Annotated in this window: 12 protein-coding genes; 5 read left to right on the top strand and 7 right to left on the bottom strand. The window is 65.1% G+C overall.

All coding sequences use genetic code 11. The features are described 5' to 3' along the window. Nucleotides 1–26 precede the first annotated feature (26 nt). Together B1790_RS09805 and B1790_RS09800 are read right to left on the bottom strand one after the other, a co-directional pair. On the bottom strand, nt 27–842 hold the full coding sequence (locus B1790_RS09805) for a carbohydrate ABC transporter permease (RefSeq protein WP_079923023.1): 816 nt from the start codon (nt 840–842) through the stop codon (nt 27–29). Further along, entirely contained in the window at nt 829–1701 is an 873-nt protein-coding gene (locus B1790_RS09800; RefSeq protein WP_233165040.1) for a carbohydrate ABC transporter permease, read from the bottom strand. The genes B1790_RS09805 and B1790_RS09800 overlap by 14 nt, the downstream gene beginning before the upstream one ends. A gap of 9 nt (nt 1702–1710) precedes the next feature. Here B1790_RS09800 and B1790_RS09795 point away from each other — a divergent pair, with 9 nt between their 5' ends. Continuing rightward, nucleotides 1711–3255, top strand: a complete 1545-nt coding sequence (locus B1790_RS09795; RefSeq protein WP_369832323.1) for a TldD/PmbA family protein — start codon at nt 1711–1713, stop codon at nt 3253–3255. Further along, on the top strand, nt 3252–4622 hold the full coding sequence (locus B1790_RS09790) for a TldD/PmbA family protein (protein ID WP_079923022.1): 1371 nt from the start codon (nt 3252–3254) through the stop codon (nt 4620–4622). Before B1790_RS09795 ends, B1790_RS09790 begins: the two co-directional genes overlap by 4 nt. On the opposite strand, the gene B1790_RS09785 is transcribed toward B1790_RS09790, so the two are convergent. Beyond that, nucleotides 4610–6292 carry an amidohydrolase gene (locus B1790_RS09785; RefSeq protein WP_079923111.1) on the bottom strand — a complete coding sequence of 561 codons (1683 nt, stop codon included), beginning with the start codon at nt 6290–6292 and terminating at the stop codon, nt 4610–4612. The two genes, B1790_RS09790 and B1790_RS09785, sit on opposite strands and share 13 nt — an antisense overlap. Nucleotides 6293–6420: 128 nt before the next feature. On the opposite strand from B1790_RS09785, the gene B1790_RS09780 reads away from it, so the two are divergent. Continuing rightward, entirely contained in the window at nt 6421–7206 is a 786-nt protein-coding gene (locus tag B1790_RS09780; RefSeq protein WP_233165045.1) for a carboxymuconolactone decarboxylase family protein, read from the top strand. Here the strand turns inward: B1790_RS09780 and B1790_RS09775 are convergent, their stop codons facing one another. Then, entirely contained in the window at nt 7207–7581 is a 375-nt protein-coding gene (locus B1790_RS09775; protein WP_079923021.1) for a phage holin family protein, read from the bottom strand. It lies immediately after the preceding gene. A gap of 121 nt (nt 7582–7702) precedes the next feature. Between B1790_RS09775 and B1790_RS09770 the strand changes: the two genes are divergently transcribed. Then, nucleotides 7703–8428, top strand: coding sequence for a class I SAM-dependent methyltransferase (locus tag B1790_RS09770; protein ID WP_079923020.1), 726 nt, complete (start codon nt 7703–7705; stop codon nt 8426–8428). 136 nt (nt 8429–8564) lie between these two features. Here B1790_RS09770 and xerC read toward each other — a convergent pair whose 3' ends face one another. Together xerC and B1790_RS09760 are read right to left on the bottom strand one after the other, a co-directional pair. Beyond that, nucleotides 8565–9740 (bottom strand): tyrosine recombinase XerC, encoded by a 1176-nt coding sequence (gene xerC, locus B1790_RS09765; RefSeq protein WP_079923019.1) that lies wholly within the window; start codon nt 9738–9740, stop codon nt 8565–8567. Between the two features lie 74 nt (nt 9741–9814). Further along, complete coding sequence (locus tag B1790_RS09760) at nt 9815–10021, bottom strand: AlpA family transcriptional regulator (RefSeq protein ID WP_079923109.1); 207 nt, start codon at nt 10019–10021, stop codon at nt 9815–9817. Nucleotides 10022–10416: 395 nt separating this feature from the next. On the opposite strand from B1790_RS09760, the gene mobF reads away from it, so the two are divergent. Further along, a complete protein-coding gene (mobF, locus tag B1790_RS09755; RefSeq protein WP_079923108.1) occupies nt 10417–13215 on the top strand; it encodes a MobF family relaxase in 2799 nt (932 codons plus the stop codon). A 179-nt stretch (nt 13216–13394) separates the two neighbouring features. On the opposite strand, the gene B1790_RS09750 is transcribed toward mobF, so the two are convergent. Further along, complete coding sequence (locus tag B1790_RS09750; RefSeq protein ID WP_079923018.1) at nt 13395–15248, bottom strand: AAA family ATPase; 1854 nt, start codon at nt 15246–15248, stop codon at nt 13395–13397. Nucleotides 15249–15600 lie beyond the last annotated feature (352 nt).

The raw sequence follows: 15600 nt of genomic DNA, 5'->3' as shown, positions 1-15600 counted from the left end.
TCGTCGCAGTGAGCGCAGTGTCGGCGTCACTTGAGTCCCGTCACCACGATGGAGCCGACGATCTGGCGCCCGAACGCGACGAACAGCACGATCAGCGGGACGATCGCGACCGTCGTCGCCGCCATCACCAGCGTCCACTGCGCGTCGTAGCGGGATTGCAGGCCCGCGGTGGCCACGGTCAACACCTGCCACGTGCGCCCGCTCGTGATGACCAGTGGCCACATGAAGTTGTTCCACTGCGACACCGCGGTGATGAGTGCGAGGGTCACCAGAATCGGGCGGCTCGCGGGCAGCACCACGTGCACGATGACGTCGAGGGTGCTGGCGCCGTCCATCCTGGCGGCTCTGATCAGGTCGGCGGGAATGGTCCGGAAGTACTCGCGCAGCAGGAAGATTGCGTACGGCGAGCCGAACATGAACGGCAACACCAACGCCCAGAACGTGTTTCGCAGACCTACCTCGGCGAACATCAGGTACAGCGGGACGACGGTCACGGTGGCGGGCACCATCAGCGTCGCGACGTAGACCCAGAACAACGCGTCGCGGCCTGGGAACTCCATCCGCGCGAACGCGTAGGCGGCGAACACCGAGAAGGTGAGCTGGCCGAGCAGCACGACGGCGGTCACCAAGGCCGTCACCACGATCGCCCGGCCGAAGCCCGCGTCGGCCAAGCCGAGGTAGTTCGCCAACGTGGGCGGCGACGGCACCGACAGCGGCGACTCGGTGTTGAACTGGCGAGCCGAGGTGAACGACGTCAGCAGGCCCAGCCCGAACGGGACCAGCGTGACGACCGCGAGGACGACCAAACCCGCGTATACGGCCGCGTTCCTAGACCAGGTCATAGCTGATCCTGCGGCGGAAGTAGAGGTGCTGCACCAGCGTCACGCCGAGCAGCAGCACGAACAGCACGACCGCCATCACCGCCGCGCGGCCGACGGCTGCCGCACCGAAGGCCTCGGCGTAGATGCGGTGTGCGATCACGTCGGTGCGGCCCTGCGGTCCGACACCGGTCAGGGCGTACACGGTGTCGAAAATCTGCGCGGCGCTGACGATCCCGGTGACGAGCACGAAGAACAGCGTCGGCCGGAGCATCGGGAGGGTGACGTAGCGGAACCGCTGCCATGCGGTGGCGCCGTCGGTACGCGCGGCGTTCTGAATGTCGCGGGGGATGGCCAGGATGCCCGCAAGGAAGAACAGCGTCACGTAGCCGACGTTGGTCCACACCGTGACGGCCGAGACGACGGGCAGCGCCAACGCGGGGTCGGTCAACCATTCGACCGGACGCCCAAGGACGGTGCTGACCGCGCCGTCGGTCGGGGCGAGGATCCACTTCCACAGCACCGCGATGGCCAGCGGGGAGCAGATCCACGGCAGGACGTAGAGCGTCCGGAAGAAGCCACTGGCCGGCAGGTTGACGGCCAGCAGGCTCGCGGCAAGGAGTCCGAGCACGGTCTGCAGCGGGACCACCAGAAGGATGAACGCAAGGGTGGCGATCATGGATGTGCCGAACGTCTCGTCGGTCAGCACCGACCGCCAATTGCTCAGCCCCACATAGCGGATCGGGCCGAGCAGGTCCCAACTGTGCAGGCTCAACCACAGGACGACGAACATCGGCAGCACCAGAAAGGTCACCACGCCGAACAGGCTGGGTGCGAGCAGCGAGTAGCCCGTGACGGCGTTGCGTACCCGCTGGCGACCCACGGCGTCATTATGTGCCACTACGGTGGAGGCGTGACAGCGCGCAGACGTGTCGACCCCGACTTCCTTGGGCTGCCGCGGCACCAGCTCGCCGACGCAGCTCTTTCGGCGGCGACGGCCGCGGGGGCCAGCTACGCAGACCTACGGATTCACCGCATCACCACCGAGATCGTGCAGCTGCGCGACGGCGAGCTGGAGACGTCGGTCATCACCCGCGAGGTCGGTCTTGCGGTCCGGGTCATCGTCGACGGGACGTGGGGTTTCGCCTCGCATGCCGAGCTCGCCCCGACCGTCGCGGCCGAGACGGCCCGGCGCGCGGTTCGCGTGGCGACCACGCTGTCCCCGCTCAACGCCGAACGCATCGAGCTCGCACCGGAGCCGGTGTACTCCGACGTGACGTGGGTGTCGGACTACCTCGTCGACCCGTTCGACGTGCCTGCCGCGGACAAGATTGCCGTGCTCGACGAGTACTCGGGTCGGCTGCTGGCTGCCGACGGCGTCGACCACGTGTCCGCGGTTCTTCAGGCCGTCAAGGAGCAGTCGTTCTACGCCGACACGTTCGGCTCGTCGACCACTCAGCAGCGGGTGCGCCTGCAGCCGACCTTCGACGCCGTCGCGGTCGACGCCGCGGCAGGCACGTTCGAGACGATGCGTACGCTGGCGCCGCCGACGGCGCGCGGCTGGGAGTACGTCGCGGGCGACGAGGTGTGGGACTGGTCGGGCGAGCTCGCCGAACTGCCGTCCCTGTTGGCCGAGAAGACCAAGGCGCCGTCGGTGGTGGCGGGTCCGACGGATTTGGTGATCGACCCGTCCAATCTGTGGCTCACCATTCACGAGTCGATCGGCCACGCCACCGAGTACGACAGGGCGATCGGGTACGAAGCCGCTTATGCGGGAACGTCGTTCGCGACGCCGGACAAGCTGGGCGTGATGCGCTACGGCTCCCCGGTGATGAACGTGACCGCTGACCGTACCGTCGACTTCGGTTTGGCGACAATCGGTTTCGACGACGAGGGGGTGCGCGCCCAGAAGTGGGACCTGGTGCGCGACGGCGTCTTCGTTGGCTACCAACTCGACAGGGTGTTCGCACCACGACTCGGCGAAGCCAGGTCCAACGGCTGCTCGTATGCCGATTCGCCCCATCACGTTCCGATCCAGCGGATGGCCAACGTGTCGCTGCAACCGGCGCAGGACGACACGACCACCGAGGACCTCATCGCCAAGGTAGAGGACGGTGTGTACGTCGTCGGCGACAAGTCGTGGTCGATTGACATGCAGCGCTACAACTTTCAATTCACCGGGCAACGGTTCTTCCGGATTCGCGACGGCCGCCTCGACGGCCAGCTCCGCGACGTCGCGTACCAGGCCGTCACGACGGACTTCTGGGGGGCGATGGAGGCGGTCGGCGGCCCGTCGACCTGGCGGCTCGGCGGCGCGTTCAACTGCGGCAAGGCCCAACCCGGTCAGGTCGCCGCCGTCAGTCACGGGTGCCCGTCGGCACTGTTCCGGGGGATCAACGTGCTGAACACCCGAGAAGAATCAGGACGGCAGGAATGATCAGCGCACCCGACGTGGCGGGTCTCGTCCTCGTCGAAGCCGCCCGACGCGGCGGAGCCGACGAGACCATCGTGGTGGTTACCGACCGGGCGACGGCGTCGCTGCGGTGGGCGGGCAACTCGATGACCACCAATGGCGAGACGCGCGGCCGCGACACCACGGTGATTTCGATCGTGCGCAAGGGCAACGGCGCGCACGTCGGCTCGGTGAAGTCCAGCGAGGTCGACCCGTCGGCGATCGCCGGTCTGGTCGCGGCTTCGCAGGAGGCGGCGCGCTCGGCCCCGGAGGCGCGCGACGGTGCGCCGATCGTGGGCGGGGACGAGGTGCCCGACGACTGGGACGCACCCGTGCCAGAGACCGCCACCGACGTGTTTGCCGGCGTGGCAAAGAGTTTGGCGAAGGGTTTCCGCGGCGCCGACCAGTTGTACGGGTTCGCGCGCCACGAGCTGGACACGACGTTCGTCGCGACGTCGACGGGTTTGCGGCGGCGCTTCACCCAGCCGACCGGTTCGGTGGAGGTCAACGCCAAGCGCGGCGGGGCCAGCGCGTGGGTGGGCGTTGGGACGCCCGACTTCGTCGACGTGCCAACGGATTCGATGCTCGAGGAGCTGTCGACCCGGCTGGGTTGGGCCGAACGCACCGTCGAGCTGCCCGCCGGTCGCTACGAGACGTTGATGCCTCCCTCGACGGTGGCCGACATGATGATCTACCTCGGCTGGACCATGGACGGGCGCGGCGCACAGGAGGGTCGCACCGCACTGTCGGCGCCGGGCGGAACCCGAGTGGGGGAGAAGCTCGGCGATCTCGGGCTGACGCTGTACTCCGATCCGGCGGCGGCGGGTCTGGAGTGTGCGCCGTTCGTGGCGGCGACCAGTTCCTCGGAGCGAATGTCGGTGTTCGACAACGGTGTGGACGTCGAGCGCGTCGACTGGATCCGCGACGGCACGATCAACGCGCTGGCATATCCGCGGGCGGCGGCGGCGGAGTTCGACGTGCCCGTGGCGATCCCTGGGGACAACATGCTGATGACGGGCGGGTGGGCAAGCCTGTCGGACATGGTCCGCCGTACCGAGCGGGGACTGTTGCTGACCACGCTGTGGTACATCCGCGAGGTCGACCCGACCGTGCTGCTGTTGACGGGCCTGACCCGCGACGGCGTGTACCTGGTCGAGGATGGCCAGGTCACCGGTGCGGTGAACAACTTTCGCTTCAACGAAAGCCCACTGGACCTGTTGCGCCGCGCCACCGAGGCCGGGGTCAGCGAAGTGACCCTGCCGCGCGAGTGGGGCGACTGGGCGACCCGGGCGAAGATGCCGTCGCTGCGGATCCCGGACTTCCACATGTCCTCGGTCAGTCAGGCGCAGTAGACGCTGCGGCCCTCCTTGAACGTCTCGACGACGGCGATGTCCAGTATTTGGTCGGTGGGCACGGCGGTGGGGTCTTCGTCGAGGATCACCAGATCAGCCAGTTTGCCCGGCGACAGTGTGCCCTTGTCGTTCTCCTCGCGGATCTGCCACGCTGCTTCGATGGTGAGTGCCTTGAGCGCCTGCCACGGCGTCACCCGCTCGTCGGGGCCGATGATCTCGCCCGACCGTGACGTGCGTGCGACGGCGCTCCACACCATCCGCATCGGGTCGACGGGCGTGACCGAGAAGTCGTTGTGGTTGGAACAGCGCAGCCCCGCATCGATGGCCGATGCCATCGGGCTGAGGAAGTAGGCGCGCTCGCGTCCCAGATTCTCCACGTGGAGGTCGCCCCAGAAGTAGGCGTGCACGGTGAAGAAACTTGGAGACAAACCCAATTCGACGTAGTCGTCGAGCTGGTCGGGCCGCATGAACTGGGAGTGGACGACGACGGTTCGACGGTCGTCGCCCGCGGTCATCCCCGCCGCCCGGCAGGCGTCGATCATCATGTCGACGGCTGCGTCGCCGTTGCAGTGGCAGAAGATCTGAATGCCCGCGTCGGCAATCGATCTCACCATCTGGTCGACGACGTCCTTGGGGAACACCGGCTGGCCACACCACTCGGTCTCGCCGTTGGGTCCGGGTGTCAGCAGCGGTTTGGTCCAGTAGGCCGTCTTGCCTTGGGGTGACCCGTCGACGATGCACTTGATGCCCTGCAGCTTGAGCCGGTTGCGGTAGGTTCCGAAGGCCTCGGAGGCGTTGTCGGGCAACTCCGTTGGGCCGCCGGTGAAGTCGGGGAAGTACTGCGTGATGAACTTCGGTACCTCCAGTACGAGCGGGACGGCGACCACGTCGAGGTAGAGGCGACCCTGTTCGGCCGCGGTCCTGATGAGGGCAAGGTCGTTGACGTGGGTGGCACCCTCCTGCACGGTGGTGGTGCCCTTGCTGGCGTAGAGCTGCTGGGCGGCGTCGAACGCCGCGAGCATCTCCTCTTCCGATGGCTGCGGCATGTTGGCGAAGATCGGGGCGAATGCCGTCTCCATGATCAGCCCCTCGGGCTCATTGCTGCCAGACCGGCGAAGTATCAGGCCGCCGGGTGGGGTGGGGGTGGTCGCGTCGTATCCGACTGCGGCAAAGCCCCGCGAGTTGAGCACCGCGCCGTGATTGGAGCTGTGGATCAGGATCACCGGATTGTCGGGCAGGACGGCGTCAAGATCGTCGCGGGTGCACTGGCGGCCGTCGGACAGGTTCGACATGTCGTAGCCGTAGCCGACGATCCACGCCCCGGGAGCGACCGCGTTGGCGGTCGCGAACTCCGCGAGCACGCGTTGGATGTCGGCGATGCTGGTGACCGGCCCGGCGGGTACGCCGGACACGTTGGCCCACTTGACAATCTGTGGTGCGTTGGCGAAGTGGCCGTGAGCGTCGACGAACGACGGCATGAGGGTGCGGCCGCCCAGGTCCACCACCTCGGTGCCGTCGCCGTGGGTGGTCATTACGTCGGCTTCGTCGCCGATCGCCAGGATGCGTCCGCCTGCGATGGCAATCGCCTGCACGCGCTGTCGTTCGTCGTCCATCGTCAGGATGGTGCCGCCGCGGAAGATGCGCTCCGCGCGGAGCGAGTCGTTGATCATGATCGAGACGGTAGTCATCTTGGTGTGTGCGACGACGGAGATCGACGAGTTAGCCGTGTACGTGGCGGCGGGCAGACATAATCGCGGGTGTGGACGACGACCAGTTGTACGAGTTGCTGACCCGGTTGATGGCACTGTCGCCCGAGGGCGACGGGGGCCGCAACGCCCTGGTGCGGGCGGTGTGCGCCGACGCGATGTCGTTGACGCCGCTGCCGGCGCAGGGGGAGGCCGACGACGACCCACGGCTCGCCGAGTTCGCCGAGCAGTTCGCCGTCGACGTGTCGGGGATCAGCGCCGAGCAGCGTGCCGCGTTCATGTCGGCGTTGGGCGACAAGGCCTTTCGGATGGTCGGGCTGATCTTCGTCGCCGACTTCGTGCCGCGGGTCAGGGCGGGTCTGACCGCGTTGGGCTTCGCGCCGGTCGTCGAACCCGTCGTGTGGGACCGCGACACCGATCCACTCGACGTGCTGCTCAACCAGTTCGTTCCCACGGTGGGCGCGCTGCGCGCGCTGGACCCCGTCACCACGGAGGTGGTGCGGCTGCGTGGGGCCGTTGCGCACAACTGCCGACTGTGCAAGTCGCTGCGTGAGGGCGCGGCGCTCGACGCGGGCGGGACCGAGTCGATGTACTCCGACATCGAGCAGTACGAGTCGTCCAGCCTGCTGGACTATCGGCACAAGGCGGCGCTTCGTTATGTGGACGCGTTGATCTGGACGCCGTCCGCGATCGACTCCGACGTGGTGGCCGGGGTGCGGGAACACTTCTCCGACGCCGAGGCCATGGAGTTGACGCTCGACGTCATGCGCAACGCGGCCAACAAGATCGCGGTCTCGCTCGGTGCGGACGCGGCGCGGGTCGAAGAAGGCACCGAGCGGTACCTCCTGGGGTCGGACGGGCAACCCGTCTACAGCTGACTAGGCGAGCTTCTTCTTCACGATGAGCATCGGCAGCAGCAGCGTCGCGATTGCCGTCACCAACCACACGACCACCGTCGCCGCCACCCAGGAGCCGATGCCGTGGACGCTCAGGCCACTGGTCAGCACGGACGCCAAGATCAAGGCGGCGAGGGTGGAGACCAGACCGATACCGCCGAGGAAGGCCGACGCGTAGCGGCTCGCCATCTTCAGGAAGAACGGGGCGAGAATCGCCTGGGCGACCGTGAAGATGACGACGGCGATGATGAAGCCTAGCGGCCGCACTGTCACGCCGGGCACCAACCATGCCGCCACTAGCAGTCCAATGGCCGAGGACCCGAAGAAGATCGCGGCGCGCGCGAGGAAGCGGAGCACGGTGTGAGCCTAGTGAGCAAGGCACGCGGTGGGCGCGATTCGGCACACGATGGTTGGCGTCGTGTGGTGCGGGTAGAAAGAGCGTGATGGTGCCACGCGGACATAGGAGACAATGCGAAGCATGAGCCTCAATCCCTCCGGCCTGCCCAGGGCAGTCGTGCCGAGCGCCTTCGACGTCGAGGCGCCGTCCTACGACCGCCTGGTCGGTGCGAATCCGGGATATCACGAGCACCTACGAATTTCTGCACGACGCATGCGAATTCCCAATGGCGGCAAGGGACTTCGACTGCTGGACGCCGGGTGCGGAACCGGGGCGTCGACGGCGGCGCTGCTCGACGCCGCCCCCGAAGCCGAGATCGTCGCGGTCGACGCGTCGGCGGGAATGCTGGCCCAGGCCGCCGCCAAGTCGTGGCCGGCGACGGTGACGTTCGTGCACACGCCCATCGAGAACCTGGCCGAGGCCGGGGTGGACGGCCCGTTCGACGGAATCTTGGCGGCCTACCTGCTGCGCAACCTGGCCGATCCCGACGCCCAACTGCGGAGGTTCCGCGCCCTGTTGCGGCCGGGGGCGACGCTGGCGCTGCACGAGTACTCCGTGGCCGACTCCAGGCTGGCGACCGCCGTCTGGAACGCCGTGTGCGCGGGCATCATCATTCCGATGGGCTGGTACCAGACGAGGGACGCCACCCTGTACCGCCACCTGCGGCGCAGCGTGGCGACCTTCGACGGGGCTTCGGCGCTGCGGGACCGGCTGAGGGCCGCGGGATTCGCCTCGGCGGTCAGCGAGACGGTGCCGGGTTGGCAGCGCGACATCGTGCACACGTTCCTGGCCGACGCGCCGCGCTGAACGCCGCTCCCGCATTCTGGGTGCGGGGCGGGCGTGCAATCATGGGTGCCGCGCGCGAGCGCGATGGGGCGATAGCTCAGTTGGTTAGAGCCGCGGACTCATAATCCGTTGGTCCTGGGTTCTCTCGAGTCGACGTTTATTCGACGTTTATGGCCCGATCGAGCAGGTCGGCCACCTCGATATGGCTTCTACCTCGGGCCATGTACCTGTCCTGTGTCATGGAGACGTTCGTGTGGCCCAGGTGGTCGGCGCCGATCCTCGCGGACAGGCCGCCGCCGTCGATGAGGGTGGCGACGGTCTTGCGGAAGCTGTGCGTGGTGACGCCGGCGCCCCCGACCCCGTCCCGCACCTGACGCCATTGCTTGTTGAAGTTGTTCGGGTCGCGCCAGGTGCCCGCCGTCGAGGGGAAGATCATCTGTTGCTCACCTAGGAACGGCAGCCCCTGTCGCGCTGTGAGGGCTTCGACCGCAAAACGAGGTAGCGGCAGAGTCCGCTTCCCGGCTGCGCTCTTCGTCTCGTCGACGCGGGTGAGCCCGTAGCCGGTGGCCCGCACCAGCTTGCCGGTCACCGTGAGGGTGCCCGCGTCCTCGTCGAAGTCGACCCATCGCAGGCCGAGCAACTCGGATTCTCGCAAGCCGGTGGCGGCGAGCACGGTGATCGGGTCGATCAGGTCGATCTCTCGGCATCGTCTCGACGCCGATACCTCGGCCAGCAGTCGGCGCAATTGCTCGGCGGTCAACGCCGTGGCTCCCTTAGGCTGATTCTTGGACCGCAGTGGCTGCGCGTCTCTCACGGGGTTCGCCGGCAGCACGTTGGCCATCACCGCGAGTTGGAGGCCGCCGCGAAGGATCGTCTTCGCTTGCTTGGCCATCGTCGCGTTGTGCGCCTCCCTCATCGACCGGAGTGCCGCGTCCAGGCGAGAGGTATTCGCTTCACGCACCCGCACGCCGCCGAGAGACTTTCTCAGCTTGTTGGCCGCGAATTTGTACGTAGCGAGGGTGGCGACGGATCGGCCGTCCTCCGCCAGTCGTGCGAGGTGCTGATCGACCAGGGCCATCACAAGAGTGTCCGGGCCGATCGCGTCCGGCCCTGCCTCCGATGGCGGGCGGCGTTCGCCCAGCGCTTCGATCAAGGCGTCCTCGGCCAGCTTGCCGCGTTTGTCGTGCGCATCGGCGGGTCCGACGCGCTGAACGCGCCGCGTCACCCCGTCGGTGTCGCGGAAGCGGCAGAAGGCCAGCCACACTCCGCCGCCGAGATACTCCCGTCGAATCTTGCCGTGCTCGCCGATTCGCAGCGAGGGTCTGCCCGCCACGGCACTATCCCCGGGGCTGCCCGGCAGGCGTGGTGCCTGTGCTGGCTGGTGAATCCATCATCTCGTCATGGTAGTCACGCTGGGTGACGTTTTTCCTCGGCGAATTGTTTTCTTTCCCAGTCCATTACATCGCTCAACAGGTAGCGCACGTGCCGGCCGAACTTCGCGTAGCGAGGACCCGTTCCCTTCGAGGCCCACTCGGCCGGCGTCTTCACGGGTAGTCCGTATCGGTCGGCCAGTTCTTGGCGGGTCAGCCACCTGTCATCAAAGTTCTCGTCCATGGCGGTCACTTCCTTGTCGATCCGCCCCAGTTCGGATTACCCAACTGTAAGTCCCATGGGAGGCAGCCTCCCCGCTATTTTTGTCGACGTATTTCACCCCGGCCTCGGCGACAGGTCGGCTCGCAATCCCCATGAATTCAATTCCCACGCCTTCCCGTCCCCTCCCAACCTCCTTTCATCTCAGTCCCATAAGTCACCGAACTATTCCCACCGTCTCCAAAACCATTGCCTCATAGACTCTTACAGATATTCCCTCGCCCCTTAGCCTCAGAAACTGCAGTGGCACATTTGCACAAAGTGCGATACTGGTGGTGGTTGCGTGTGGGGCGTGACTGAAAGTGACGGCGGGGCAGTCGTTCTGACTTTGGGGTTTGATACCTGGGTTGGTGGCTGCGGTGTTGACGATTTCGAAGTTGAAGCGGTGGTCGATCACCTATTACCTCGACACCGCCGCATCCGCGCAGCGCGCCACCAACGACTTTCACCGGGCCGGGGGCGGGCTGGGGGAATACTACTCCGAACACGACACCCGCACCCCGACATGGTTGTGCGCCGGCGACACCCGCACAGCGGGCAGGCTGGTGGGGCTTTCGGACACCCAGCGCGCGGGGGGTGAGGCCGACGCCGGGGTGGTGGCGCGCTGGCTCGACGACGGGGTCGCACCGAGCGGTGCCTACGGCCGGGCTCTGGGTGCGCAGGGCGTGCACGGCTATGACCTGACGTTCAGCGCGCCGAAGAGTGTGTCGTTGATTCGGGCGTTGAAGGCCGATGACGTGGTGGCGAAGGGGATAGCCGACGCGCATACCACTGCGCTCGTTGAAGCGATGGAGTACTTGGCCGCCCATGCCGGCTACACGAGGGTGCACAACCCGGTGACCGAACTGAAGGACCTGGTGCATCTTCCCGGTCTGGTCGCGGTGGCCTATCAGCACGAGACGTCGCGGTGCGGGGACCCGCACCTGCACACCCATGTGATCGTCCCCAACCGCCAGGCCCGCGCCGACGGGGTGCTGGTGTCGATCGACGGGACGTCGCTGTTTCACGAAGCCAAGGCCGCCGGGGTGATCTATCAGGCCACCCTGCGCCGAGAACTGCACCAGTCGTTGGGATTCGAGTGGGAACCGGTGAACCCGCATACCGGGATGGCCGAACTCGCCGGCATCGACCGCACCTCGATCACCGCCTGGTCGCGCCGCTCGTCTCAGTTGCGGGAGTGGGCGGCGCGTCACCTCACCGTGCAGGACGGGCCGTTGAGCTCGGCGCAGCTCGCGGCCGCGCAGAAGGCCACCCGGCCCACCAAGCCCGAAGAGCTCGCCTGGCCAGAATTGTTGCAGCAGTGGCGGTCCGATGCGCGGGGGATTCGCCTGGACCGCGCTTCATTCGAGCAGGCACGCGCCGCGCGTCGTGCGGTCGGGCGCACTCAGTTCGACCGGGCGCGCCTCGCCGACGCCGCCGAACAAATCGACAAAGCCGCGTTCACCCGGGCGGACCTAGTCGAGATCATCGGCGCGCAACTCCCCATCGACGGCGATCGGTCACCGCGGGAGGCGGTAGAAGCCGCGGTCGACGAGGTCGGCATGCGACTGACCGCACCACGGCAACGCCATCAGCGCGAAGGGCATGAGCGGTTCACCTTGAGCCGGATCTTGGCCGAAGAAGTCGCCGTGCTCGATCTGGCCGACGCGCGGGATGACCGCGCACAGTTGTGGGTCACCGAGGACGACACCCGTGGGCTGTCGGCGGACCAGAAGACGGCGGTCGAGAACATTGGCCGCTCGCCGTGGTTGGTGCAGCCGTTGTCCGCGCCGGCTGGTGCGGGCAAGACCACCTCGCTACGTGCGTTGCGCACCGCCGCACACCACCGCCACGACGCCCGCGTCCTGGTCCTCGCCCCGACCGGTCGGGCCGTCGACGTCGCCGTTCGCGATGGCGCCGGCGACGAAGGGTTCACCATCGCCAAAGCCCTGCAAGATCTGAAGAACGGCGCCCTGGCATTGGACCGTGGGACGGTGGTGGTAGTGGACGAAGCCGGGATGGTCGGCACCGACGACCTGCGCCAGCTCCTTACCGCCACGACAACCGCAGGGGTGAAGACGGTCCTTGTCGGCGATCCCCACCAGCTGGCGCCGGTGAAGGCCCGCGGCGGGATGTTCGCCCAGCTCTGCGCGGATCTGCCGTGGGCGCAGCATCTTTCGGAGGTCTGGCGGATGCGCAATCCCGAGGAACGCGCCGCGTCCCTGGAACTGCGGAATGGTGAGCCGGACGCGGTCCGCACGGCCGTCGACTGGTACGTAGAGCACGACCGGCTGCGGTGCGGGGACCAGATCGCCATGGCCACCGACGCCCTTGAGGGTTATAGGAAGGACGTGGCGGTCGGTAAGGACGCACTGCTGCTGTGCGACACCACCGAGATGGCCGACGCCTTGAACCGCCGCATCCACGACGACACCATCCCGGCCGACGTGCCAACCGTCACCGCCCCACGTGGGCAGCGCATCGCCGCGGGCGATCTCATACTGTCCCGGCGCAACGACCTCACCATCGACGTCCGGCGGGCCGAGGACCACGACGCAGCGGCGGACCCAGTGCGCAACGGTGACCGCTGGCGCGTCGCCGCGATCGACCCTGGTACGAATCGGGTTGCGGCCGAACGGCTGTCCGACCGCGCCGGGACGGTGTTCGAGGCTGACTACGTCCGCGAACACCTCACCTTCGGCTACGCGACCACCGTGCACTCGGCGCAAGGGGTCACCGCCGACACCACGCACGCCGTCCTTGGGGAGCACACGACCCGCTCCATGCTGTATGTCGCCATGACCCGGGCCCGCGACGCAAACACTGCCTACCTATTCGAACAGACCACCGAAGCGGAACACGGAAGTACGCCACCTAATGGGCCGCACATCCTGAATCGCGGTACGAGTCAGCAAGCTGGGATACTGGCCCACGCAATCATCAACGTCCACGACGACGTTCCCGTCACCGCTCACCAGATCGCCACTGGTACGCCGTGTCACCTGCTACCACAGCAGGTCGCCGAACTCCTCGCCGAACGAGACGCAGCACTCGACGGGCGCATTGCCGCACATGCCGAATGGCGCAGATCCGTCGAGGGTACGACCGCGGCGGAGGGCCCAAGCCGCACGAACTACCGCCGCCGCATCCGCGATCGTGGCGACTACCTCGAGCTCTAGCAAAGCCGACGCGGTAATGCCGAAAGAAGTCCGGTTGTTCTGTTCGAACAACCTGGCCAGCGAAACGGCTTATCTCCGCGTTGGTCCGGACAGGTCCCTTCAACAGGTTGTTCTGTTCGTCGCCAAAGCGGTTGTCTTGCCGCCTTTCGGCATTCCGGGTCGGACTGGTTACCTATTCACTACCCGTCCGTCGGGGGCGCGTCGTCCACGGATGGAGAAGGGGCATTCTGGTCCGATTCGGCTAGTAGGTTATCTATGGCCACCAGTGTTGGGCGGAAGTTCTCGAAGTTCTCGGCTTTTGTATTCGATCCGGTCAGAGACTCGCACAGGTCCATTTTGCGCAGCTCGGGCACAATCGTCGGCTTCCCGTAATCACCAGGCTTTTCGACCATCTGATACATATCTTCCGAAAAAACGGCAGCGGGAAGCAAATTTTCAACGCCTTTGCGACAGTACGCATCCGGAATTTTGCTTAGGCTAATGATATGAACATTGCCGAAAGTATCGTCGGGTTTGTTGGCGTCGCTGTCGTACACCAGCACGATTTTACGGCCAGTCAAATTCGGATTGGCTTTTAGGAGTTTGTACGCTAAATTCAATCCTGGGTCACCCGAGTTCATGTTACTGCCGCCAGTTTGACCCGATGCGCCGACCCATTCGAAGTATTCGACGAGATGTTCAAATCCTAGAATCTGTGCCGCAGTTCTTAAGTAAATAAGATCGGTCTCGCCGCCAACCCATATCAATGGAGACTCAGCAGCAGCAATTGAGGCTGCGATCTCATCGCTGAAAGCCTGCGTTTCACGAAGCGCATCTAGCGCATGTCCGAAATCCTCATACGCTTCAGCCGCAACCTGGTTTCCATCCGGAAGGCTGGCGACGCGAACACCTTCGGGTCCGAACGTCTTTTCTAGACCCAGAACGAAAAATGGAGAGTGGCTCGAAATGATAAATTGTATGCGGGGAAATAATGCGATGAGCTGAGGTAACACAGCCATTTGAAGGTCTACATGCATGTGTGCGTCAAGCTCATCAATCACCACTATTCCGCGGATATCTTTAGCTTCGAGTTGTTTGCCCGCTCGACCAGCTGCGTCGTCGCCGTAGCGCAAAATAGTTCCAAACATGGCGAGAAGAGTCGATTGCCCGCCGGAAAGTGCGTCGAGGCCCGTCACAATCGGCCCGCCAATAGACTTAATGCCAACTTTGCGAGGATTTCGGCGCCCCGTCCAGTAAAACTCCGCGGTAGGGTCCCCGGTGATGATTTTAATTAAAGCATTCGCATTGACAAGTGGTTGTTGAAAGTGGTCGTAGTTCATTCCGTCCAAATTTACAAACTGTGCTTGGTCAGTCTGAGCGGCTAATGGAAGCCGAAGTAGCTGACTGCGCGATTCCGTAAGTACGCCTAGCATCCACTGGGCGAATGCATCGACGCCGTGTTCAACGAAAAGGGGCTTTCCAAGATTCTGTCTGTATCTTTCACGCGTCTCGAAATCATCTTCGACCAAGGCATTTTGGTTAAACCAGTAAGGGTGCTCTGAACGGCTTGCCGGAAAATGCGCAAAGGTCTCTGCCGAGTAAATACCGCGAGCAATCGTCTCTTCGACAGAAAAACTCTTGTAGGGGTCGGCAGTGTCAGGCCAGTCGGCGGCCGGTTTTAAGGAGTCGGGCAGAAATTGTTGAGCATCAGCGACTAGATACGAACCCGCCTTCTCGCGATAAAAGTGCTCCTGATCGCCGTGTTCGAATCTAAGTATCGAGAAACCGCCGGCTTGCCCGTATCGCACAGTTTTACTCCCCACGATACGAAAATAGCTGCGACCTGCGCCGGACTGTCGTAAGACGTCGCTGTATGTGTCCGCAGAGCATTCCATCAAGGCATCAGCGATGAGGGACAAGACGTTGGTTTTGCCGCTACCGTTCTTGCCGACAAGCACCTGACTGATCGGTCGGTCTTCTGAGTCGAAAGCAAGCGTCAGGTGAAGTTCCGCGGTCGGCCCGCTGTTTCTGACGAATAGCTCGCGTAGGTACATCTAGTCCTCCCGTGCGCCGCGCAGTTCGTGGCACGTTCGCCTGGCCCGCGTCGCGTTCGCGACAAATCGACGCTACCCAAGCAGAGGGACATCTCCGCAGATCTGGCCAGCGATTCGTGCAGACAATCGGAGCCAGCATTCTGTTTTCAGGATCAACCCGACGTTCGCGTATCCGGCGGTAGTTGGTTCCAACTCGCTGGCCAGCTAGGACAACTCGCCCGTCCATCTCGGCTCGGCACCATGAGTTCTGTGCGATTCAGCAGGACAATCGGCCACCCCCCGGCAAACGCCAGTGACCATGAAGGGCAGCCATCTCTGCCCTCTGGGCTGCGCAAACATCAATTGTCGAACC

It is taken from the genome of Mycobacterium sp. AT1 (assembly GCF_002043095.1).
In the GTDB taxonomy this organism is placed as follows: Bacteria; Actinomycetota; Actinomycetes; order Mycobacteriales; family Mycobacteriaceae; genus Mycobacterium.
This window is presented reverse-complemented; position numbering and strand designations above follow the sequence as displayed.

Excerpts from the sequence above, each read along its gene's own strand:
- B1790_RS09805 (WP_079923023.1), bottom strand. The coding sequence starts at position 842 with ATGACCTGGTCTAGGAACGCGGCCGTATACGCGGGTTTGGTCGTCCTC.
- B1790_RS09795 (WP_369832323.1), top strand. The coding sequence starts at position 1,711 with ATGTGCCACTACGGTGGAGGCGTGACAGCGCGCAGACGTGTCGACCCC.
- B1790_RS09790 (WP_079923022.1), top strand. The coding sequence starts at position 3,252 with ATGATCAGCGCACCCGACGTGGCGGGTCTCGTCCTCGTCGAAGCCGCC.
- B1790_RS09785 (WP_079923111.1), bottom strand. The coding sequence starts at position 6,292 with ATGATCAACGACTCGCTCCGCGCGGAGCGCATCTTCCGCGGCGGCACC.
- B1790_RS09780 (WP_233165045.1), top strand. The coding sequence starts at position 6,421 with ATGGCACTGTCGCCCGAGGGCGACGGGGGCCGCAACGCCCTGGTGCGG.
- B1790_RS09770 (WP_079923020.1), top strand. The coding sequence starts at position 7,703 with ATGAGCCTCAATCCCTCCGGCCTGCCCAGGGCAGTCGTGCCGAGCGCC.
- B1790_RS09760 (WP_079923109.1), bottom strand. The coding sequence starts at position 10,021 with ATGGACGAGAACTTTGATGACAGGTGGCTGACCCGCCAAGAACTGGCC.
- B1790_RS09750 (WP_079923018.1), bottom strand. The coding sequence starts at position 15,248 with ATGTACCTACGCGAGCTATTCGTCAGAAACAGCGGGCCGACCGCGGAA.